Origin of the sequence: Pontibacter sp. SGAir0037 (assembly GCF_005491705.1) — a bacterium.
In the GTDB taxonomy this organism is placed as follows: domain Bacteria; phylum Bacteroidota; class Bacteroidia; order Cytophagales; family Hymenobacteraceae; genus Pontibacter.
This window is the reverse complement of record NZ_CP028092.1, coordinates 637,582-660,199: the sequence shown is the minus strand read 5'-3', so window position 1 is coordinate 660,199 and position 22,618 is coordinate 637,582. Positions and strand designations below refer to the sequence as shown.

16 protein-coding genes are annotated in these 22,618 nt (G+C 45.2%); 8 read left to right on the top strand and 8 right to left on the bottom strand.

What is annotated here, in order from left to right:
- Positions 1 to 200: 200 nt before the first annotated feature.
- From C1N53_RS02640 to C1N53_RS02620, 5 genes are all read left to right on the top strand, one after another.
- Complete coding sequence (locus tag C1N53_RS02640; protein ID WP_137757848.1) at positions 201 to 2,087, top strand: TIGR00341 family protein; 1,887 nt, start codon at positions 201 to 203, stop codon at positions 2,085 to 2,087.
- Between the two features lie 183 nt (positions 2,088 to 2,270).
- A complete protein-coding gene (locus tag C1N53_RS02635) occupies positions 2,271 to 2,969 on the top strand; it encodes a CoA transferase subunit A (RefSeq protein ID WP_137757847.1) in 699 nt (232 codons plus the stop codon).
- Between the two features lie 39 nt (positions 2,970 to 3,008).
- The gene (locus C1N53_RS02630; protein WP_240773363.1) at positions 3,009 to 3,374 is read left to right on the top strand and encodes a four helix bundle protein; all 366 of its coding nucleotides are present in this window, start codon (positions 3,009 to 3,011) and stop codon (positions 3,372 to 3,374) included.
- Between the two features lie 63 nt (positions 3,375 to 3,437).
- Complete coding sequence (locus C1N53_RS02625) at positions 3,438 to 4,094, top strand: 3-oxoacid CoA-transferase subunit B (protein ID WP_137757846.1); 657 nt, start codon at positions 3,438 to 3,440, stop codon at positions 4,092 to 4,094.
- A gap of 323 nt (positions 4,095 to 4,417) precedes the next feature.
- Complete coding sequence (locus C1N53_RS02620) at positions 4,418 to 5,968, top strand: carbon-nitrogen hydrolase family protein (protein WP_137757845.1); 1,551 nt, start codon at positions 4,418 to 4,420, stop codon at positions 5,966 to 5,968.
- A 77-nt stretch (positions 5,969 to 6,045) separates the two neighbouring features.
- Here C1N53_RS02620 and C1N53_RS02615 read toward each other — a convergent pair whose 3' ends face one another.
- From C1N53_RS02615 to C1N53_RS02600, 4 genes are all read right to left on the bottom strand, one after another.
- On the bottom strand, positions 6,046 to 6,693 hold the full coding sequence (locus C1N53_RS02615; protein ID WP_137757844.1) for a DsbA family protein: 648 nt from the start codon (positions 6,691 to 6,693) through the stop codon (positions 6,046 to 6,048).
- Positions 6,694 to 6,784: 91 nt separating this feature from the next.
- Complete coding sequence (locus C1N53_RS02610) at positions 6,785 to 7,861, bottom strand: ferredoxin--NADP reductase (RefSeq protein WP_240773362.1); 1,077 nt, start codon at positions 7,859 to 7,861, stop codon at positions 6,785 to 6,787.
- A gap of 40 nt (positions 7,862 to 7,901) precedes the next feature.
- Complete coding sequence (locus C1N53_RS02605; RefSeq protein ID WP_137757843.1) at positions 7,902 to 8,831, bottom strand: NADP-dependent oxidoreductase; 930 nt, start codon at positions 8,829 to 8,831, stop codon at positions 7,902 to 7,904.
- A gap of 112 nt (positions 8,832 to 8,943) precedes the next feature.
- Positions 8,944 to 9,780: an aminotransferase class IV gene (locus tag C1N53_RS02600; protein ID WP_137757842.1), complete on the bottom strand. Its 837-nt coding sequence runs from the start codon at positions 9,778 to 9,780 to the stop codon at positions 8,944 to 8,946.
- A 292-nt stretch (positions 9,781 to 10,072) separates the two neighbouring features.
- Here C1N53_RS02600 and C1N53_RS02595 point away from each other — a divergent pair, with 292 nt between their 5' ends.
- The 3 genes from C1N53_RS02595 to C1N53_RS02585 all read left to right on the top strand — a co-directional run bounded on the left by C1N53_RS02595 (position 10,073) and on the right by C1N53_RS02585 (position 12,056).
- A complete protein-coding gene (locus C1N53_RS02595) occupies positions 10,073 to 10,456 on the top strand; it encodes an SRPBCC domain-containing protein (RefSeq protein WP_137757841.1) in 384 nt (127 codons plus the stop codon).
- A gap of 100 nt (positions 10,457 to 10,556) precedes the next feature.
- On the top strand, positions 10,557 to 11,318 hold the full coding sequence (locus C1N53_RS02590) for an MBL fold metallo-hydrolase (protein WP_137757840.1): 762 nt from the start codon (positions 10,557 to 10,559) through the stop codon (positions 11,316 to 11,318).
- Positions 11,319 to 11,540: 222 nt separating this feature from the next.
- A complete protein-coding gene (locus C1N53_RS02585) occupies positions 11,541 to 12,056 on the top strand; it encodes a redoxin domain-containing protein (RefSeq protein ID WP_168193944.1) in 516 nt (171 codons plus the stop codon).
- 10 nt (positions 12,057 to 12,066) lie between these two features.
- Here C1N53_RS02585 and C1N53_RS02580 read toward each other — a convergent pair whose 3' ends face one another.
- The 4 genes from C1N53_RS02580 to C1N53_RS02565 all read right to left on the bottom strand — a co-directional run bounded on the left by C1N53_RS02580 (position 12,067) and on the right by C1N53_RS02565 (position 22,496).
- Positions 12,067 to 13,629 carry a VCBS repeat-containing protein gene (locus tag C1N53_RS02580; RefSeq protein ID WP_168193943.1) on the bottom strand — a complete coding sequence of 521 codons (1,563 nt, stop codon included), beginning with the start codon at positions 13,627 to 13,629 and terminating at the stop codon, positions 12,067 to 12,069.
- Positions 13,630 to 13,678: 49 nt separating this feature from the next.
- Positions 13,679 to 17,242, bottom strand: a complete 3,564-nt coding sequence (locus C1N53_RS02575) for a VCBS repeat-containing protein (protein WP_137757837.1) — start codon at positions 17,240 to 17,242, stop codon at positions 13,679 to 13,681.
- A gap of 134 nt (positions 17,243 to 17,376) precedes the next feature.
- The gene (locus C1N53_RS02570) at positions 17,377 to 19,155 is read right to left on the bottom strand and encodes a RagB/SusD family nutrient uptake outer membrane protein (protein WP_168193942.1); all 1,779 of its coding nucleotides are present in this window, start codon (positions 19,153 to 19,155) and stop codon (positions 17,377 to 17,379) included.
- A gap of 44 nt (positions 19,156 to 19,199) precedes the next feature.
- Positions 19,200 to 22,496: a TonB-dependent receptor gene (locus tag C1N53_RS02565; protein WP_168193941.1), complete on the bottom strand. Its 3,297-nt coding sequence runs from the start codon at positions 22,494 to 22,496 to the stop codon at positions 19,200 to 19,202.
- Between the last annotated feature and the right edge of the window lie 122 nt (positions 22,497 to 22,618).

Below are 22,618 nucleotides of genomic sequence, written 5' to 3'. Positions count from 1 at the left end.
GAAATTAGTTAAGCTCCGCTTCCTTCTCTGCCTCATTCATCATATTTATAGCACAAATAACACACATACAATAACCAATTATCGGGTTAGCAGTACATAGATTGTTTTGATCGGGACGACAACCGCAGCCTGAGCTTTTAGCTCTGTAGAAAGCCTTGCCTCCACGATCAAAGCTTTGGGCCAGGATTTTTGTGTGTAAAATGAGGAAAGACATTGTGCTGATTTATGATCAGCTGGAAGAAGAAACTGTAAAGAATAAGATTGTACCAGAGTTTGGTGCAAGTGTAAAGGAGCTGATATCCTTTAAACAGGATGACACAGATTGTAGCCTTATTGAAGATGAAAGCTTTGTTGTTACCTATTTAAACGACCAGCGCATTGCAGAAATCATCGCCACTGCTTCCCTGAAAAAGTGGACTCTGGCATTCCTTCCTCATCCGGGAATGATAGAGGTAAGAACAGGGTATGGCATATCCGGAAGTTTGTATGAGGCCATTGAGGATATCAGAAACGCTGAAAAAACAATAAAAGCAGACCTGTTGCTCTGCAATGGAAGGCCGGTTTTTAACAAAGTGGTGGTTGGTAACAGCCTGAGTCTGATGGCAGGAAGTGTGTCAAAGAACTTCTTCTTATCCAGGCTCGAGAAAATAAAGAGCTTCTTCAAAAGCTTTCAATCGCACATCCCAAGGGAATTCACCATTACCGCCGAAAACAAGCCGCCCCTTCACACGGCCGCACTGGGTATAGTGGTGGTTTCACACGGTAAGAGTTCTATCTTTTCCAGAAGGATACTAAAAGGATCATTTATAAATGATGGCAGGCTGCATAGCCTCATTCTGGCACCCAACAGCCTAGTAGATATTCTTAGCTACTACATGAGTAGTATTTTCGAGAGGGGCAACGGAAGGTTACCATCCTTTATAGGGCATATCAAATCTAGCCAGATTACGATTTCCAGCCCCGCTCCTATGGACTTTTCGCATGACAACCAGCTGTTAAGCGCAAAGGAAATTGAGCTGCTGGTAAGCAGTGAAAAGCTTATGATTGTGCCGGGCAGGTATCTTTCGGTAGATAAAGAAGCAGGAGAAGCCAAAGATAAATTCAGGGTAGATACGCTTCCCAAAGGCGATGCCTACATCAGGGACCTGACGACACAGCCGCTCTCGTGGGTAAGCCACGCCTCCACCGAAGAGTTTAAGGAGCTCTTTCTGATACTGCGGGAAAATGCCAGGGCCACCAGCTCTTACCTGATGCTGATGGTCTTATCAACCCTGTTGGCAAGCTTTGGTTTGTACGCAGATTCATCGCCGGTTATTATCGGCGCTATGATCCTGGCTCCGCTTATGTCTCCTATTATATCGCTTTCGATGGGTGTGGTTCGCCAAGATAAAAAACTTATTTTCCGAAGCGGGAAAACAATTGCTTTTAGCTTAGTAGTAGGCTACCTGGCCGCTATACTGGTTACCCTGCTAACCCCGTTCCAGCACCTGAATGCAGAAATATCAGCCCGTATCAGGCCAAACCTCCTGGATTTAGGAGTTGCCATTGTTTCGGGTATAGCCGGAGCTTATGCACACGCACGGGAAGAAGTAGCTAAAACGCTTGCCGGAGTAGCCATTGCTGTTGCACTGGTACCACCTTTGGCTGTATCAGGTATAGGACTGGGATGGGGCGACCTGGAAGTTTTTGTAGGAGCCTTGCTTTTATTTCTCACCAACCTGGCAGGTATTGTGTTGGCTGGTATTATAACCTTTTTATTCTTAGGCTTTAGTCCCTTTCACCTTGCCAGAAAAGGACTTATGATAGCACTCCTTATTGTGGGTTTAGTAAGTTTACCGCTAGGATACGGCTCCCTGGCAATGGTCAGGAGCTATAATGTTATTCGTTCCCTTAACAACCACCAGGTTGATGATATCCTGATCAAAAACGTTTCCGTTATCAGAAACAGTAATCCCCTCACCCTTAGTGTCACGCTTTTATCTGATAACCCTGTTACCCCGCAAGATTTGGAGAAAGTGAAAAAGTCCATTGCCGACCAAGTTGAACAGGAGGTGGTGCTGGAGGTTTTAATCAGCCAGAAATTGTAAAGCAGCCACCGGAACAAAATTACGTTAAACACAACCTATTGAAGGGTAATTTCGAAAAGCCATATATTCCATATGGCTTTTTTTATATATAAATTACTTCAATGAATCCGATAGATCAGAAGCAATATCTATTATTTAACATAATAATTACACTATTAACTAAAATTATCTTCTAGACATCCTATGATCAATAAAACAGTAAAAAACGTGCAGGAGGCACTGCAAGGAATTCAGGATAGCATGACCTTGATGCTGGGTGGCTTTGGTTTATGCGGCATTCCGGAGAACAGCATACAGGAACTGCTCCGCCTGGGTGTAAAGAACCTGACCTGTATCTCCAACAATGCAGGCGTGGATGATTTTGGCATCGGATTACTCCTGCAAAAGCGCCAGGTGAAAAAGATGATCTCCAGCTATGTAGGCGAAAATGCCGAGTTTGAGCGCCAGTTGCTTTCCGGTGAATTGGAGGTAGAACTTATTCCGCAAGGTACCCTTGCCGAACGCATCCGGGCAGGTGGTGCGGGTATACCTGCCTTTTACACACCGGCAGGTTATGGCACCGAAGTAGGCGAAGGCAAAGAAAGTCGTGCGTTTAACGGTAAAATGTACTTGCTGGAATCCTGGCTTAAGGCTGATTTTTCCTTTGTTAAAGCCTGGAAAGGCGACACAGCAGGCAATTTGATGTACAAAGGCACCGCCCGCAATTTTAACCCGATGATGGCCGCAGCCGGAAAAATTACAGTAGCCGAAGTAGAAGAACTCGTACCAGCAGGCGAACTAGACCCCAACCTCATCCACACCCCCGGCATTTACGTGCAACGCATTTTCCAGGGAGAGCACTACGAGAAACGCATTGAGCAGAGAACAGTGGCTTCCGCTTAATGTGCTAATTTTTTAATATGCTAATGTGCTTTTTAAAATATGGATAGAATGAAACAGTTGAGAATTGAAGAGAATCCTATAGTGAACAAGGCATTTAAGTTTGCTTTGGAAATTATTCAGTATACTGATGCTCTGGAAGCAGATAAAAAATATGTGATCGCAAATCAGCTGCTTAAGAGTGGAACTTCTATAGGTGCAAATATTTGGGAGTCACAACATGCAGAAAGTAAAGCAGATTTTATACATAAGCTCAAAATTGCAGCCAAAGAAGCAAAAGAAACGGAATACTGGCTACTATTATGCAGTTACAGCAAAGCGTTCCCGGCTGTAACCGATAAACTGGAAAGATTGCTCGAAATTCAAAAATTACTCTCTAAAATTATTTCCACTTCTAAAAAGACATAGCATCAATTAACCACCACATTGAAATTTTAGCACACTAACTCATTAACGAATCAGCACATTAACATGGCTCTAGATAAAACAGGTATAGCAAAGCGAATTGCAAAAGAAGTAAAAGACGGGATGTATGTTAACCTGGGAATAGGTATTCCTACCCTGGTGGCAAATTATATCCCGGAAAATGTAGAAGTGGTACTGCAGTCGGAGAATGGCTTATTAGGTATGGGCCCCTTCCCTACCGAAGAAATGGTGGATGCCGATTTGATAAATGCGGGCAAACAGACCATAACAACTTTACCCGGTTCTGCCATTTTCAGCTCGGCAGAAAGTTTTGGAATGATACGGGGCGAACACGTAGACCTGACCATTCTGGGAGCCATGGAAGTATCGGAGCGTGGCGATATAGCCAACTGGAAAATTCCTGGCAAAATGGTGAAAGGCATGGGCGGTGCCATGGATTTGGTGGCCTCGGCCAAAAACATTATTGTAGCCATGCAGCATACGGCCCGCGACGGCTCCTCTAAACTTTTGAAGGAATGCAGCCTTCCCATTACAGGCCTGGCCTGCGTAAAGAAAATCGTGACAGACTTAGCTGTTATTGAGGTAACAGAAAAAGGCTTTAAATTACTGGAACGAGCACCCGGCGTTACCATAGAAGATATTCAGAAAGCCACAGCCGGTACGCTTATAGTGGAAGGAGATATACCAGAGGTGCAGGTGTAAAAGGAACTTCGCGGATTAAAATAAAGGATGTATATTTGTAATGACAACAAACAGGTCGCGTTGTTATGAAGTATAGTGTCCCTTCCTGAGCCTGCCCTGGTGCTATACAGAAATTAATTACAAGTCATTTTTTCTTTTCCGTCTGGATTGGCAAGGAAGTGAACTGCTTTATAAAACCAGGATTTTAAATACCTAAATGCTCTTTCAGTAACACATGATTGCGGCTCATAGCAGGCAGGTACTGACCGAATTTTATAAAATATTGAACCGAAACTATACTTACTGCACGTATACCTTTAAAAAGTAAAAACACCCACTAACACATGAGTGAAAGAAACGACGCAATTTCAGAACATAGATTATTACTGCGCCAGCTGGAGCTGAAAGATTATAAAGAAGTAAAAGAGATCATGGACATCGTGTATTCTAACATAGACGGTGCCTGGACCCGAAAGGAGTTCTCTAACCTCATTAAAAAATTTCCTGAAGGACAGATTTGTATCGAAGACAAAGGCACTGTAGTGGCTGTGGCATTGAGCCTTATTGTAGACTATGCCGTGTATGGCGACAAGCACACCTACGAGCAGATCATTGATAAAGGAACTTTTAAATCACATGACCCCGAAGGGGATACCCTGTACGGCATCGATGTATTTGTTCACCCGGAATACCGGAACCTGCGCCTGGGCCGCCGTTTGTATGATGCCCGCAAAGAGCTTTGCGAAAAGCTGAACCTGCGCGGTATTATTGCGGGTGGCCGTATACCTGGCTATAAGCATTATGCCGAAAAGCTGACGCCTGCCAAGTACATAGAGATGGTCCGAAACAAAGAAATCTCTGACCCTGTGCTGTCTTTTCAGCTAAGCAACGGTTTCCACGTGCGTAAAATCCTGAAGGGCTATCTGCCCGAAGACATTGATTCACGTGCTTATGCTACCTTGCTGGAATGGATTAACGTTTACTTTGAGGAGAAGGACAAGCTGATCGGTGGTAAAAAAACCGTGGTACGGATCGGTATTGTGCAGTGGCAGATGCGGGCTGTAAAAGACCTCGACGACTTTATGCAACAGGTCGAGTTCTTTGTGGATACCGTCAGCTCCTACAAATCAGATATGGTTGTATTCCCGGAGTTTTTCAATGCTCCTCTCATGGCGCTCACCAACGAGGAATCGCCTTCGGAGGCCATCCGTAGTATGGCCGAGTACACCGATGAAATCAGGGAACGCATGATTCACCTGGCGCTGTCGTACAACATCAACATTATTGCAGGTAGTATGCCCGAGTACTACGACAATAAACTCTATAACGTATCTTACCTCTGCCGCCGCGATGGCACATACGACAAGCAGTATAAGCTGCACGTAACGCCGGATGAGTCGCACTACTGGGGTATGCGCGGAGGCCATAAGCTCAAGATATTCGATACAGACATTGGTAAAATCGGTATCCTGATCTGCTATGATGTGGAGTTCCCGGAGCTGGCACGTATGCTTTCCGATATGGATATGAAAATCCTGTTTGTACCTTTCTGGACAGATACCAAGAACGCTTACCTGCGTGTGCGCCTCTGCTCTCAGGCCCGGGCCATTGAGAATGAATGTTATGTGGCTATCACTGGAAGTGTGGGCAACCTGCCGAAGGTGGAGAACATGGATATTCAGTATTCTCAGTCGGCAGTATTCTCGCCTTCTGATTTTGCTTTTCCGCATGATGCGGTGATAGCCGAGGCAACACCAAATACGGAGATGACGCTGATCGCTGACCTGGACCTGGACCTGCTCAAAGACCTGAACACGGCAGGAAGCGTACGAAACCTGAAAGACCGACGCAAAGACCTGTATAACCTGAGCTGGGTAATGCGTAAAGACGATTAACAGCAGCACCAACAAACAAAAGAGGCAGCCAAAAAGGCTGCCTCTTTTGTTTGTTGGTGCTGCTGGACTTACAAAAACTACGAAGCCTGATTCTCCTCCGCCCAGGTTTGTTCTAATGCCTTTAGAAAGACTTCAGAGGGCTGGGCACCAGAAATGCCGTATTTGTTGTTTAGCACAAAAAAAGGCACCCCATTTATTCCCAGGTTCCGGGATTGCTGTATATCCATCTTCACTTCATAAGCATAATTCTCAGACGAAAGCATTTCCCTGACCTCTGCTGCCTCTAACCCTATTTCGGAGCCTAAAGCAACCAGTGTCTCCTGGTCCTGCACATTTTGTCCTTCCAGGAAATGAGCCGCCAAGAGCCTTTCTTTGGCTTTGTCCTGCAAACCATGTTTGGCTGCCAGGTGGATGAGCCGGTGGCTATCGAAAGTATTGGCTACTTTCAGGTTATCAAAATCATACTGAAGCCCTACTTCTCTGGCCATGCCAGCTACATAGTTGTTCATTTCCTTGGCCTGCTCACGGGTAGTACCTTTAATCTCAGCCAGAAAATCGTAGGTGTCTTTGCCGGGTACATGCTGCGCATCCGGCTGTAGCTGGAAACTATGCCACTCCACCTCTACCTCATCTTTGTGCTGGAACTGCTCCAGCGCCTTTTCAAATTTCCGCTTGCCGATATAGCAGAACGGACACATTATATCAGACCAGATATCTACTTTCATGTTTATTAGAGCTTCGTCAAATTAAAAATTAGAAATGATCCCTTTAATGGATTTTATCTGGAATATAGCGTAAAAGTAAGCTTTGCACCATTCATAGTTCTATAGTTACGTTTCCTTCTATCGGGTGGCCGACGCAGGTCAGCACCAGCCCTTTCGCCAGTGCTTTCTCCGTTAACACTTCATTATACGACATCCAGACTTTACCCTCCGTACATCTTGCCACGCAATTGCCACACTTACCGGCTTCGCAACTATAAGGTAAAGTTAATCCGGCTTGCCTGGCTGCCTGCAGAATAGTGGTCGGGTATTGCACTGCCAGGCTTAACTCCCGCTCTCCTGCTCTGATCAGTACGGTGTGAGGGCCTTTATCCTGTGGCTCCACTTTCACAGGAACCTTAACCGTGCTAAAGTTTTCCCGGATGATACTGCCTGCTGCTACGCCTAATTGCCTGATGCCATAATTGCACATGGTCATGTAAAGCTGCGGGCCGCACAGGTAGAATAGCGCATGCTTTAAAGGGACGGTAGCATACTGTTTAACAAGCTCCTGTAGCAGATCTCTGTATAGTCTGGCCCTGGCTAAATCAGGGGAATTACTAAACAGGAACTCTATTTTAAGCCGCCCCAGCGAAGAAGCTTCCAGCTGCTGCAAGACTTCCAGGTAAATGGTTGTCGCAGGCGAAGAATTACTGTAGATCAATACTACCTGTATCTCCGTATAATCGTGTAGTAAGGTTTTGATCAGCGACAGAACAGGCGTTATACCACTGCCGGCGGCAAAGAAAAATATTTGCTGAACAGCAGAAAGATCATCCGGCAAAGTGAAAAAGCCGCCGGCACCACTTGTTTGTACTCGATCTCCTACCTTGGCATAATCGATCAGATAACGGGAAAACACTCCGTTTTCAATTCGCTTCACACCAATACGCAAAGGCTCGTTCAAAGACGGAGATGAGGTAATAGAATACGAACGCCTGAGCTCTTCTGCATGGTCCTGATATACAAAAGTCAGGTACTGACCAGCTTTGTAAGCAATCTCAGCAGCGCCCTCTCCTTCAAAAGTGAATGTCTTAAATCCTTCTATCTCTTCCTGAATGTGACTTATTGTTAACGTAGTGTACATGCCTGCTCCCAAGTTTAATTGCACATGAGCTAAGACAGCTGCCATGCCATCCTACCCTTATGACCTCGTCGCGTCCGATATATTTTTATTCTATCGTTACCACTACTTTCCCCTGAGTCTTGCCGCTGTTTACCTGGTCGTGCGCTTCCTGCATTTGCTCAAACCGAAAAGTATGAGATACCACAGACTTCATTTCACCGGTTTCTAATAGTTTCGCCAATGATCTCATGTCATCACCGTTGGAAGCCACTAGGTAGCCGAAACCTTCCACACCTTTGTCTTTTGCTTTCTGCTCGTTCTCCGGGCTAAAGCCAAGTATACTGATAACAATTCCACCTTTTTTAAGCGTTTCGATAGAACGCGCTACGTTACCTGGCCCTAGCGAATCCAGTACCACATCGGCATCCTGCACTACCTCTTCAAACTGCTGGCTGGTATAGTCGATGTGCTGATCTGCGCCAAGCGACATGATAAAATCTTTCTTTGAAGCGGAGGAAGTGCCGATTACAAAGGCTCCGAGATGCTTTGCAATCTGTACAGCGTAATGCCCGACACCTCCGGCAGCGGCATGTATCAGTACCTTCTGGCCTGCCTGCAGCTTTGCTTTCGTAACTAATACCTGCCAGGCCGTTAAAGCAGCCAGTGTGGCGGCGGCAGCCTCTTCGTGCGAGATAGCAGCAGGTTTTAGCGCCAGGTGGTCTTCCGGAGCAGCTACGTACTCGGCATATGCCTTGCCATGTCCGGGGAAATTAACCATCCCGAAAACAGCATCTCCCACTTTAAAACGCGTAACATCCGGGCCTACCTCTGCCACCTCACCAGAAATATCCCAACCAACAATAACAGGGCTTTCATCTTTAATCTGATTATAAAACGCTTTTCCCTGCCCGGTTTTCACATCCACCGGATTAATGCTTATGGCTTTTACTTTCACCAGTACCTGGTTTGCTGCTATGCTCGGGGCATTTATTTCTTCTAACTGTAGTTTGGTATCTTTGAGAACAATTGCTTTCATGTTTTTTTTGATTTTTTCTTCAAAAGTATTTGTCTTTACTCGGAGTTAACAGCCTTGGTTCAAAAAATCATTTTTAATCCAGAAGCTGGCATCGCTTTTCTCTGCGCTCAAATTACCCATGCTCCACCTTAACCAGCTCTTTGAGCAAAGAAAGCGTTACTTCGCCTGGCTTACCTTTTCCAATTATGGTGTTGTCTACCTGCACAATGGGCAAAATTCTTTTGGTTGTACTGGTGAGAAAAGCTTCTTTAGCGTTTGCAACATCATCTAGCGTAACTGTAGCCGCTTCAGCTTTAAATTTTCTGGCAGCTAGTTGCAGCACATTTTTACGGGTTATGCCCGCCAGTACATCCTGTGCAGGAGTGACAACCGTGTTGTCCTGGCGCACTATAAAGAAATTGCAACGCGGCAATTCAGTAACTATTCCATTCTGATGATAAAGCACATCGGCTGCGCCTTGCTCCCGTATCTGCCTGATCAACTTTATGCCGGTCACATAGTTAATAGTTTTAGCCAGCGGTAACTCCCGCACATACTCGTGTGTAATTACTTTAATACCCTGCTCTATGATGTAGGCATCCGGCAACACCAGTGGCTGCTGCAGCATCACAAGGTTCGGCTTTACCGGGTCGTACCCATTGGCAGAGTAGCCGCCGGTTACTATTATTTTCATGCCTGAGAGCTCCAGATCATTCTTTTCAAGCAACTTATAAATGCCTGTTTCCAGCTCATCTCTGCTAAGCGGCACAGCCAGTTCCACAAAGCGAGCCGAATCGTAGAGCCTATCCAGGTATTCAGGCAGAAACAATGGGCGCTGCCCCTGGCACTTAAAGAAATCGAACACGCCATAGCCCCGCTGAATGGCAAGGTCGCTTATATGTAAGGATGCGTTTTCGTAAGGAAGAATTACCTGGTTAACGGAGGCAAAAAGTGGCTTGTCTGATGGCATTATGTTTCTTTTAAATATTCTTTATGAAACTGCGGAAATTGCTTTTGCTTATTTATTTTCTTTGCCTGCTGCTCCAGGCCATACAGCCGGTATACCCGATCCGGCATCACAGGTTCGGGTGAGCTAAAAGGTTGCCGATGGCACAAGCTTTTCCGAATCCGCAGCAAAGTGCACTACTTTGTACACTATAGCTAAAAGCTTACCGTATGATATGCCTAAATAACAAAGATTCTGTATAAATTACAGCCATTTTGCAGGCTGAAAAGCCTCGTTAAGCAAATATACAGTTAACATGAAAGATTTTAAGAAGTACTTTATCATACCGGCCTCACCAGAGGAAGTATATGCCGCTCTTACAAACCCAAACACCATTCAGCTCTGGACAGGAGAAAAGGCAGAGATGTCTACAGAGCCTGGCAGCGAGTTTTCGCTTTGGGATGGCAGCATTGTTGGCAAAAACCTGGAGTTTGAAGAAGGAAAGAAAATTGTGCAGCAATGGTATTTTGGCGATCAAGCAGAAGAGTCGATTGTGACCATAAAGCTGCATGAACACAAGCAGGGCACTTCTGCAGAGTTAAGGCATACCAATATTCCGGATCAGGATTTTGAAGATATTACCGAAGGCTGGAGCGATACTTACTTTGCTTCTCTTATCGAATTTTATGAGGAATTCTGATGAAGAGGGAGGTATGGCAAAAAGCTGACCTCCCTTTTTGTTTAAACCTGTTCATTTAAACTTTGCTTATATTTTTCTGTTTCACCTCAAATAACTTACTATGAAACTCAGCTATATTTTTGTTTTGCTCTTCGGGCTAATGCTGCACCAAACGCATGCGCAGCGCGCCGAAGCCGACCAGCTGAAAACCTCCAAAGGCAATGTAACCATACAGCCCGTTTTGCATGGCACATTAGTCCTTAGCTGGAATAACCAGACCATTTATGTTGATCCTTATGGCGGGCCCGATGCTTTTGCCGGTTTGGCAGCCCCCGATCTTATCCTGATCACGGATGTGCACGGCGACCACCTCGACACAAAAACATTAGAGGGCCTGGAAACTGGTAAAGCTACTATAGTTGCACCACAGGCCGTAGCAGACATGCTACCCGAAGCGCTGAAGCAGAAAGCCGTTGTGTTAGGCAATGGTGCCAAAACCGAGCAATTAGGCATTTCCATTGCAGCCATTCCTATGTACAACCTTCCGGAAGCTGAAGATGCGATGCACCCCAAGGGACGGGGCAACGGCTATATACTTACCATTGGAGGCAAGAACATCTACATTTCTGGTGATACAGAAGATGTTCCGGAAATGCGCACTCTGAAAAACATTGATGTGGCTTTTGTATGCATGAACCTGCCTTATACCATGGACATAGATCAGGCTGCTTCCGCTGTACTGGCCTTCAAACCAAAAGTGGTGTACCCCTATCATTACCGTGGTCAGCAGGACTTAAGCGATGTAGAAAGCTTCAAAAATAAAGTTAATGCAAAGGACAAAAAAATTGAAGTAAGGTTGCGGAAGTGGTATCCGCAGAGTTAAGATCAGCACATTGTCATCGGCCGGCTTTGATAAAAGGCCGGCCGGTTGCTTTTAACCCTTTGCTGCCTTAACAACCGCTTTTTAACAACAGAATATTCAGGTTAAAATATTAGCTAAATTAATCTTTTTTAATAGCTTGCATAGTAAACAGAGGCGCAGATGAGCAGGCACCAGAAACCACTCTCCTGCCTGTTTCTAATCATTCTAAATGTTAATACAGCTATGTTAAAAGGTTTTGCAATAGGTGCTTTGGGCACTTTGGCAGTGGCTTTCGCTATTATCTTTTTTCTGCGATCTCAGCGGGCTGAAAAGGAAGTAGAAAAATCTGTTCCGGCCATGTTGCAAAACGACCTCCCCTGGTTGCCTCTAATGAAACCAGACAGTACCCGCATAGTTGCCAAAGATATTAAAGGGAAGGCAGTTATTGTGCTGTTCCAGCCCGATTGCGACCATTGCCAGCGAGAAGCTGCTGAGATCAGCGAGCACCTCGAAGCTTTTAAATCATATAACCTCTTTTTTGTTTCTGATGCGCCTTTAAGCCAGATTAAGCAATTTTCAGAAGAGTACAAATTAGCTGGTAACGACAAAGTACATTTTATGCATACTGCCACCGCATTTATTTTGGAAACCTACGGACCTGTCCCATCTCCTTCTCTATATATTTATTCCGATAAAGGCAATCTGGTAAAAGAGTTTAAAGGAGAAACGCCTGTAAAGGAGATCATACAGGCGCTGTAGCGGTTTACACCTATTCTTTCAGTTTGTTTTTAAGTAGCAAAATACCTGCGCCGTGCTGTTGCCATTGCTGCTGTAAAAGTTCAGGAACCGGAGTTGGAGAATGTGTGTACGAGCCTAAAACTATATCCTGATCCCCATCCTGATCTATATCGCCAGTATCCATTACAAGCCAGCGACCTGCTGTGGCATGTTGTAATACAGAGGGTTGAAAAGTAAAATTTCCTGTATTTTCGAGGTAAACGAAGCCTGCTTCCGGTGCGTTTTCATAGTCTGGAAAGTACGCGATGGCAGCTATATCTATATCTCCGTCCTGATCGAAGTCGCAGGCTTTCGCAATAGAAGCTCCATGCAGCTGAAAAAAATACGCCTCTTTAAAATTATTCTTTTTATCGTTTAAGAAAATCCTGATCCCATGATAAGGCTTTAAGCTAAACGAATAGTCGGCATTATCTCCGTTTGTGTACAAGATGTCCAGAGCGCCATCTCCATCAAAATCAACCACCTCCAGATAACTTGAGCCATAGACCGGCGGAAACTGCAATACAACCTTTTCATTAAACCTGCCATTTCCCTGATTTAGAAAAAGAACCACCTGTTCTTGCCCCTGCGCAAACAAAGCCAGAATATCCTGCCTACCATCCTGGTCGAAATCAGAAACGATTGCCTTGCGGGCACCGGCTGCCTTCTTTAATATTTTCTGCTGATAACCTCCCTCCTTTGTTTTTCGAAACCAGGATAATTCGCCTGTATAATTACCGTGCTGGCACACGATAAGATCTTCCAGTCCGTCCTGGTCTATGTCTGAAGCAGCAACATAAACAGGCCTTTTTAAAGTTGAAAGCAGTTTACGCACCTCAAAGCCGCTGCTTGCATTTGCCTTCTGGATTGAGTAAAGATCTCCCGCAGTGCGATCGCTCGGGTTTATCTCTCCTATGGTGAGCACTTTAAATCCTCCTGCAGTCTCCGGCACTAAACTCACGGGCGGGCTATCCAAAAACACAGTATCTGCTTTCTTTAGCTCACTATCATAAACGACCAGGTTATGGAACTGGTCTCCTGTTACGATACGCTTATGCCGAGGGTCTATTTTCACAAGGGTAATGGATGAACTCTTCCCCTCCTGCCATCGAGGCATCACCTCCTGAAGCAATTCGGTTCCTACCTTTAGTTTTCTGGCGCTGGCTTTGGGAAGCGGTAATTGATCAGGCGCCTCCTCCACATAAAAGTTTACTATTTTCTGCCAGGCTTCTTCCTCTATGGCGGGTTCATCAGGGTACACTCCTGCCTGCACTACTGCCATAATTTCTTCTGAGGATAAACCGGCATATTTAGCGAATCCATCACCTCCAAGCCCCAGGCGCAGGGCCATATTCGGAAGTACTTTGTTTTTCCAGGTTTGTTTATCCAGCAGCGTCGGTTCCGGGTATACATGGCAACCGGCACAGTATCCCTGTGCCAGTTGTTTTCCTGTTAGTGCCGCTATCGTACGGGCAGGCAATTCTACTTGAGCCCCATTACTCAGCCTTACCACTTTTTCATTCTTTTGCTGACAGCCGTTTAGGGCAGTCAGCATTGATGCTAAAATCAGTAACCTTACAGAAGTAATACACCTCATGGGTTCGTTATAAAGTGCGGCTTTTTCCTGTAAAGGTATACATTACCACCTTCTCCATGTCTGGAGTTAGTTTAAACATTCTTCCTGATTGAGATAAATAGGTAGAGCCGTAGTAAAATTCCACTTTAGCTTTACGGCCGTTTTTATAAAAAACCTGTGCCCAGGCATCTTGGGGATTCAGGGTAATAGTTTTAGATAAAAGATTGTTCGCTGCCGTACTTTCTTTCAGCGTAAACACTTTCAGGTTATCCTGATTCTGCGTAGCCAGCACTATCCTCTCCCCGTTTTTGCCATATAAAGTTGCCAGACCTTTGGCATCTCCGGGCACATAAAAGCCACTTCTGCTTAAGGGTTGCGGCACAAAACCACCTTTGCCATTGCCCTGCAGGTATAACCCTTTAAAAGCATCGTACCGACCGGTAAAAACCTCCGTTCCATAGTCATTCCCTACTAAGAGCACATCCAGGTTTCCGTCGTGGTTAATGTCTTCTGTTACCATGCCGTAAACGGGGGCCAGCTGTGCCTCAACGGGCAAAGCGGTCAATTTAAATTTGCCTCCGCCCAGATTCTCGATGTAACTGTTTGCCAGGTGTGTTGCCCGCAGGATAAGCGCATCTTTTGTTTCTTCGGGCTTCAGCACCTGCTCTATGGTGGCAGTGCTATAGTTTGCATAGCGGGCAAAAATACTGCGTGTACGAGGCATTTGCGCATTTAAGTCGTCGCGGTTGTGCATCGGAAAAGCTTTCATGGTACCGTCTTCTGCTTTCATGTAGCAGGCTAACACCGGGTCTATATTACCATTATCATCGAAATCCTTTGCATAAACCAGCAAAGGCATGTCTTCTGTAGCCACATAGTTGGTGTTCAGCCCAAGGTTACCAGCCATATAGTCTATATCGCCATCTCCGTCGAAATCGCCTGCTACCAGGCTGTTCCACCAACCGATTTTATTGGCCAGACCAGTTGCCTCTGTTACATTTGTTAATTTGCCTTTCTTATTCTTGAAAAAAGTAACCGGCATCCATTCTCCGGCTATAATCAAATCAACCTGGCCGTCTCCATCAAAATCAGACCACAGCGCATCGGCCACCATTCCCAATGTTTTCAGTTCAGGGCACACCTGTGCGGTAACATCTGTAAATCGGCCATTGTTGTTTTGCAGTATATAACTGGCAGGAGCCAACGGATATTTACCAGAAATAACACGAGTCCCTACAAACAAATCCAGGTCGCCATCCTGGTCATAATCAGCTGCCTTTACGCAGGACCCGCTGGCATATAAAGCAGGCAGGGCCTCCGCATCTAATGTAAAAATGCCCTTGCCGTTGTTCTTGTATACTTTGTCCTGGAAATATGGTGACCCCTCCTCAAACTCATAGCTGCCGCTTACCACATACAGGTCAAGGTCGCCATCCTGGTCGGCATCAAAGAAAAGAACGCCCATTTCTTCTTCCACCTTCGGCCCATTCCGGATTATTTGCTTATCAGACATCACGAACCTACCCGTAGACTGCTGCAGAAAAAAAGTACCTGGCCGGCCTGACGCACCGCCTATGTAGAAGTCTTCCAAACCGTTTCCATCTATATCGCCTACTGCTATTCCCGGGCCTGACTGGGTATACTTGTGAGGCATTGTTTTTTGTACATTAAAGTCTATTTTATCATCTTCCAGGTGCTTAAACAAAATATTATAGGAACCAGCTGCCTCCTGTAGCGGCGCTGTTTCCGGCATACTGTTACTTAAAGCTGGGGCAGAAGCTCCTAAAAGGCTAGCTTTTACATATTCCAGCGTCAGCGTCTGGTTGGTTTTAACATTCACCAGCCTCTGGGCCCTCCCATCGGGCCAGGTAACAAGTAAAGAGTCTACTGAGGGTGAATTACCCAACCCGAAATGTGCCGAATTTTCTACCGTAGAAAGATATCCTTTATACAGGGAGTGTTCATGAAACTGCTGTTTACCGTTATCATAGTAAATGGTTAGCTTTGCACCAATCCCCCCCCGGTTCATGTCGCTGCCCTTAAACCGTACTTTAAGGTAATGATTTGTACTGGACGTTTTTTTCCCGCTATATAACTGGTTCTGGTATACAAAGGCACTGTCATTTATGTTATTCACCAGAAAATCCAGGTCGCCATCGTTATCCAGATCGGCATAGGCCGCACCATTGGAGAAAGAAGGTGTGGTTAGCCCCCATTCTTTACACCTGTCTTTAAATGTTAAGTCTCCATTGTTCTGAAAGGCGTAATTGGCTATTTTCACAACAGGTATAGAGTCGATCAGGTACATACCTCCCACCATTCCGGCGGAGCCGCTTCTGTAAATCCGGAAGTCATGATCAGTTACATCTCTTGGGAAACCGTTGGTGATAATGGCATCCCGCAAGCCGTCGTTATCAAAATCGGCTAACAAAGGAGCCCAACTCCAATCGGTCTGGTAAATACCGGCTAACTGCCCGATTTCACTAAATACAGGTTCGCCTTTTTCCGTCAGCCCCTGGTGTAGTTGCAGGGTGTTGCGTACATACTGGTGCTGGTAATTATAGACATCGTTATTGATATAACCGGCATAATTGTTCGGACCGATCATCATTTTCTTGCGCTTGTTGTTTTCTGGCAGCATATCCAGGGCCAGGATGTCCACCAAGCCATCATTGTTAATATCAGTCACGCTGTTTCCCATGGCAGAATAGCTTGTGTGGTTGATGTACTCATCTATTCTGTTAGTGAAAGTACCGTTCTGGTTGTTAATATACAGGAGGTCGTTAGACAGGTAATCGTTAGAAACGTATACATCAGGCCAGCCATCCATGTTGATATCCGATATAGCCAGGCCTAATCCAAAACCTTCTATAACAATACCGGCTTCCTGTGTTATATTGGTAAAGGTACCGTCGCCGTTGTTGCGGTAAAACCGGTCGTTGTTTTCGGCACTGCCATCCACTTTCTTTTTATGATAGGTGGTTGGTAATCCTTCGTTGATCACATTCGTCAGCACATAGAGGTCTAGGTCTCCGTCTAGGTCGTAGTCGAAAAAGGCAGCGTTGGTGGTATGGCCGGTATCTGCAATGCCGTACTTTTCGGCAGATTCTGTAAAAGTAGGTATACCGTCTTTTCCGGGCCCATTGTTTATATACAACAGATTGGCCCTGCTTTCTGGCGTTTTCTTCATAGTAGCTCCAACATAAATATCGAGCCAGCCGTCGTTGTTAATATCTACCAAGGCCACACCAGAGCACCATTTGCCTTCGCCTGCAACGTTAGCTTTGTCTGTTATATCATCAAACTTAAAGTCGCCTTTATTCAGGTACAGCTTGTTCGAAACCATATTCCCTGTAAAGTACACATCCTGCAGGCCATCATTGTTAAAATCACCCACGGCTACACCGCCACCATTGTACACATACTCTGAGGTGAGGATATTCAGGGTATCGCTTTCAAAAATCCTGTTTGAGAAGGTAATGCCTGTTTCATCAGGAGACAACAATGTAAACAAAGTATCTTCCTTCTTAGTGCAGGCACAAATTATACCTATAAGCAGGTAAGGGATTAACTTTAATGGTAAGATTTTCATGAGAAGAGCGCAGCGAATATAGACGTAAAAGGTACTGGAAAGCAGTAACTAATATACTATTTTGATTGTAATTCGGTAAAATAACAATGGCAAGATTTCACAAATCTTGCCATTGTTCTACTGGAAAGAGTTACTTATTGATAACCTTCGTTCTGTTTCAGGTTAAACTGGCCTGAAGAGAGTCGGCTGGTGTTGATCACCAACTCCGGAACAGGCATAAATTCATCCTGATTGGCAGAGAATTGTGCATTTGTAAACTTCGGCACATACGTTTTTTCGAAGCTTGCATAGGCATTAAGCGTTTGGGCTGCAATGCCCCAGCGCACTAAGTCAAATTTACGATGTCCTTCCATTGCCAACTCCAACCGGCGCTCTTCCATGATAGCTGTCATGGCTGCATCTTTAGAGGCAAATGGTGTCGTATATAAACCCACTTTATAGTTCGCAACCGGTCCTTCCGTATTAGAGCCCACCATGTAAATGCCTTCTATGGTCTCCTGGCTTCCGGCACGTTCACGCACGATATTCACCAGATCAGTAGCATTAGATAAAGATCCGGCTTGTGCTTCGGCTTCAGCAGTTAACAAAATAACATCTGCATAACGCATTACCGGGAAACTAAGCGCATTGGCTGGCTGTCCCCAGCTACCTGTACCAGCACTACCGCCTGTTAGTTCAGCTCGTGAATGCACGTTTTTCTTCGGGCTGTATGGTCCACCGTTATTAATATCACGGATCCAGTTACGGCCAGGGTGCGCGCCCCAATCCAGGTACTGAATACCACGGCGGCCTACTGTATGGTCAAGGCGCGGATCAAGTGTACCTGCATACGGCGTGAAAGGTTGAGAGGAAGTTCTCTGATAGTCGCTGGTGACACCATTGGTAGCATACGGTGTTCTTCTGGGTAAACCTGTTGCAGCATCAGTCATGTAAGAATTAACCAGTGCCTGAGATGGCTGAAAGAAACCGCAGCAACCACCCGGTCTGTCTCCAGAACCACCATGTGGGAAATTCAGGTTTTGCTCATAGTTCGCATTAGAATTGTTACCAGCTCCGTCGTTAATGGCATACTGAATGACAAATACTGTTTCGGCACTATTTTTTGTAGCTACCCTGAAGTTGGCACCATAGTTAGGATTTAATGCATATTTTGTTCCCTGTGCATTGGTCCCATTAGCCATTACATCTTTAAGAATAGTTAGTGCCTCTGCATACTTTTTCTGGTAAATCAGTGCTTTGCCTAAGAAAGCAGCCGCAGCCCACTTATTTGCGCGACCTCTGTCAGCCTGTGTTGGCGGAAGGTTTTCCATCGCGAACCTGAAATCAGCTTCAATCTGAGGCCAGATATCGGCTTGGTTGGTGATGGCTTTATAGTCTTCGTTTGTAACGGCAGTTTCCGGTATCCAGGGAAAGCCTTTATCAAACACTTTTTTACCTTCCATGTGAAAGAAGGCACGTAGGAAACGCGCTTCCCCCTCAATACGTGCCGCATCGGCAGCAGAAGCATCGGTAATTAACTTTAATGTTCTCAGAACCTGGTTGGCCATACCAATCCCATCTACTGCGCCTCGCCACTTGTCGTTTATCACAACATTACTAGGCGTTTGCTGATACAGCTCAATGGGATTAATAGTATTAAAGTCGGCGGCCTCTGAACCTTTGTTGGCATCATCAGCTGCAACACTACCCATTATCCAATTAGTTGATCCAGTAGCTTGTGTTTCAGGGCGGCCATCTAGAGCTGCATAAGTTGCTATCAACATTCCTTCAACACCTTTTTTATTGGTTAAAGAACTTTCAGAATAGGCACCGATGGGATCAAGCTCCAGAAATTCTTCTTTACAGGCAGTCATTATTCCTGCCATAAACAAAGAACCTAATGTTATTCCTAAATAGAATTTATTCTTCTTCATGTTATAAAACATTTTAATGATTCATGTGCTTAACTTACCAGTTGCTAGAAGCCGAAATTAATCCCGAAAATGAACTGCCTGGAATTAGGATAATTGGCTTGGTCAACCCCCATAAACTGGTCATCAGCTGTTGAATTGTTATCGCCTACTATACTGATATCAGGATCTGCACCAGTATAATTGGTTACGGTGAAAAGGTTCTGCCCCTGCAGGTATACTCTTAGGTTATTCAGGTGTATTTTATTAGCAACAGCCGTAGGAAGTGTATATCCTAATTGCAGCGTTCTCATTCTTAAATAAGAACCTTTTTCTACATAGTAATCTGTAGAAATAGTAGAAGAATAGTTATCTGCATTGCTTATAATAGGCAAGGTACCTCCCCTGTTGGTTTCAGACCAGGAATTTTCCAGCACCCTGGTACTTACACCGCCCACAAAGCCTCTCAAGTCTGTATACCACTTGGTGAAGTTATACAGATCGTTGCCATAGTTCCAGAACAGAAAAGTTGAGATATCGAAGTTCTTATAGGCTAAAGACAGATTGGAGCCCATCTGGAACTTAGGAATCGGATTGCCGATAACAGCTCTGTCGTTATCATCTATTCTTCCGTCGTTGTTAATATCCTTGATTCTCCAGGAGCCTACCCATTTGTTATCAGTAATAGGACCGGCATCTACCTCTGCCTGATTCTGGTATATACCATCAATCTGGTAGCCATAGAAGGATGAAATTGGATATCCTTCCTGAATTGCGATGATGTTATTCAACCTGTTAGAGTTTGTGCTGCGGTAAATAATTGCACCAGATTCAGCCATTCTGGTTAACTCATTTGTATAATGTGTAAAGTTCAAACTAGCATCATACCTGAAATCGCTGGCAAAATTCCCTGTGGTTCCCAAAGTCAGGTCAAAGCCCCTGTTCCGCATTTCACCAATGTTTATTCTAGGCATGGTGATATCCGGCATCAGACCATTTCGAACCTGCTCCATTAAAAGATCTTTTGTTACCACATTGTAGCCTTCTAGAGTTACATTAAACCGACCATTGAAGAACGATGCATCAATACCCAGGTTAGTTGTTTCGGTTGTTTCCCACTTCGTGCTGGTGTTACCCAAGCGTTGTTGTCTGTAGCCAACTGTAGCAGAATTATTCTGTCCGTTAATTGGATACCAGGACGCTCCGGGCTGTGAGAAGAAGGTACTAAACTGGTTATTGGCATCCAGGTTTCGCTGGCTACCCATCTGGCCCCAGCCACCTCTGATTTTCAACTCTGATAAAAAGGAAAGACCTTGCATAAAGGCTTCATCCGAAATTCTCCAGGCGGCACCTACAGCAGGGAAAACACCGACTCTGGCTTCTGGTCCGAACTTAGAAGAAGCATCGCGGCGAACCGTTGCATTAAACAAGTACTTATCTCTGAAACCATAGTCGATACGACCAAACAAGGAGTAGAGAGAGGATCTGCCTAAATTATAAGTTGAAGCCGTGATAGTGCCTGTACCTGTCTGGATAGATCTGAATTCAGGATCAACGCCGAAATCATAGTTCGTATTTCGCCCGGTGATGCCACGGCCTGTGCTTTTTACAGCTTCCACACCTGCTAAAACTTTTATATTATGGTTTTCGCCTAAAGTTTTGTTGTAGTTCAGAGTGTTGGTCCAGGTCCAGGTATTCAAATAACCATAATTCTCTGTAAATGAGTCTTCGGTCTGGTTCTCAGATCTTTCATACGTAATAGCTACATAGTTATTGTTGTAGTTATTGTTGTAGTCAATACCGAAAGAAGACCTGGCTGTTAAACCATCTAAAATATCTACTTCGGCAAACGCATTACCAAATATCTTAAACCCATTGTTCTGGTTGTCTTTGCCTCTGTAAAGGTTTGCCACCGGGCTACTACCATTACCCGACTCCCCAACACCATTACCAGCAAAGCCGCCATTTATATCGTAAACCGGCAGATAAGGCATCATACGATAGGCTTGTGCCCATGCACCACCCTCACCAGCTTCACCACCACCTTGCCTGGTTTCATAGGTAACCTGCAGGTTCTCTCCCACTCGTACTCTATTAACTGGGTTAAACGTAGTATTCGCTCTTACAGAAGCTCGGTCATAACCAGTATGGATGATAGTACCTTCCTGGTTAAAGTAGTTTACGCCTAAGGAGTAAGTTCCTTTTTCAGAGCCGCCGGAAGCACTTATCTGGTGGCTTTGAATTACGGCAGCCCGTGTTATTTCATCGAACCAGTTCGTGCCCGGACTGGTCTGGATGATCTGATAAAAACCACCAGGCCCAATGTTGTAAAGGTTAGGATTTGCTCTTGGGTCTCCTGCCGGTACACCTCCTGAAAAGCCAGGACTAACTATCAAGTAACCGGGAACAACCGGCGACAACCCGTTACCATAAATTCTGGATCCTCTTACGTTACCTTCGTCGTCAGCAACTCCAAAAGGTGTTCCTCCGTTTCTGGCTGCCGTCCACAGGTATTGCCCATACTGCTCTGTACTGATCATTTTCGGCATAGAGCTTTTGGGGATTACCTGCACACCTGTATAGGAGTCGACAGAAATACTGGAAGTACCGGCTTTACCACGCTTCGTAGTAACAATTACTACACCATTTGCTGCACGGGAACCATAAATAGAGGCTGAAGTTGCATCTTTCAGCACCTGTACCGACTCAACATCTTGAGGGTTTAGTGCAGAAGGGTTTTCTGTAGGCACGCCGTCTATCACGTAAAGCGGGTCGTTATTTCCAAAAGAAGCAAAACCACGAATACGTACCTTGGCTGTGGCACCGGGTTGCCCGTTACCACTTACGGTTACACCGGCAGCGCGGCCCTGTAACTGCGATTGTAAATTGGCTGCGGGTGTTTGCAATAATTCAGTAGGTTTAACCACTGAGACTGAACCAATAATGTCTCTTTTTTTCTCCGTGGTATAACCTGTTACCACTACTTCATCCAACACTTGGGCATCCAGCGCCAGATTAATGTTTACAGTAGACCGATTATTAATCGGAACCTCCTGCCGCTGGTAGCCAATAAACGAGACGACAAGTGTTCCACCTGGAGGAGCTGAGATAGAATATCTTCCTTCTGAGTTTGTTGTGACACCATTGGAAGTACCTTTTACAAGCACCGTTACGCCTGGCATACCGTCGCCATTCTCGTCGAGCACCCGGCCTGTTACCGTGTTATTCTGAACAGCCTTGGAGCTTCCTGAAGAATTTGCCCCAGCGTTAGTACTGAATGGGCTTTTCTTAAAAGCATCATCAGCACTTTTTCCCACGTAAGCCAGATCTTGTCCAAAAGCAATTTGGCAAGATCCCACCAGCATGCATGGGACTATTAGCTTTTTTAATGGGTAGAAGAGTTTTTTCATTGCAAATAAATTAAGGTGAGTAATTGAAATGGGTATTCACTGGAATTTCCTCTATGCAGCAAGTGAAAGGCGCTCAA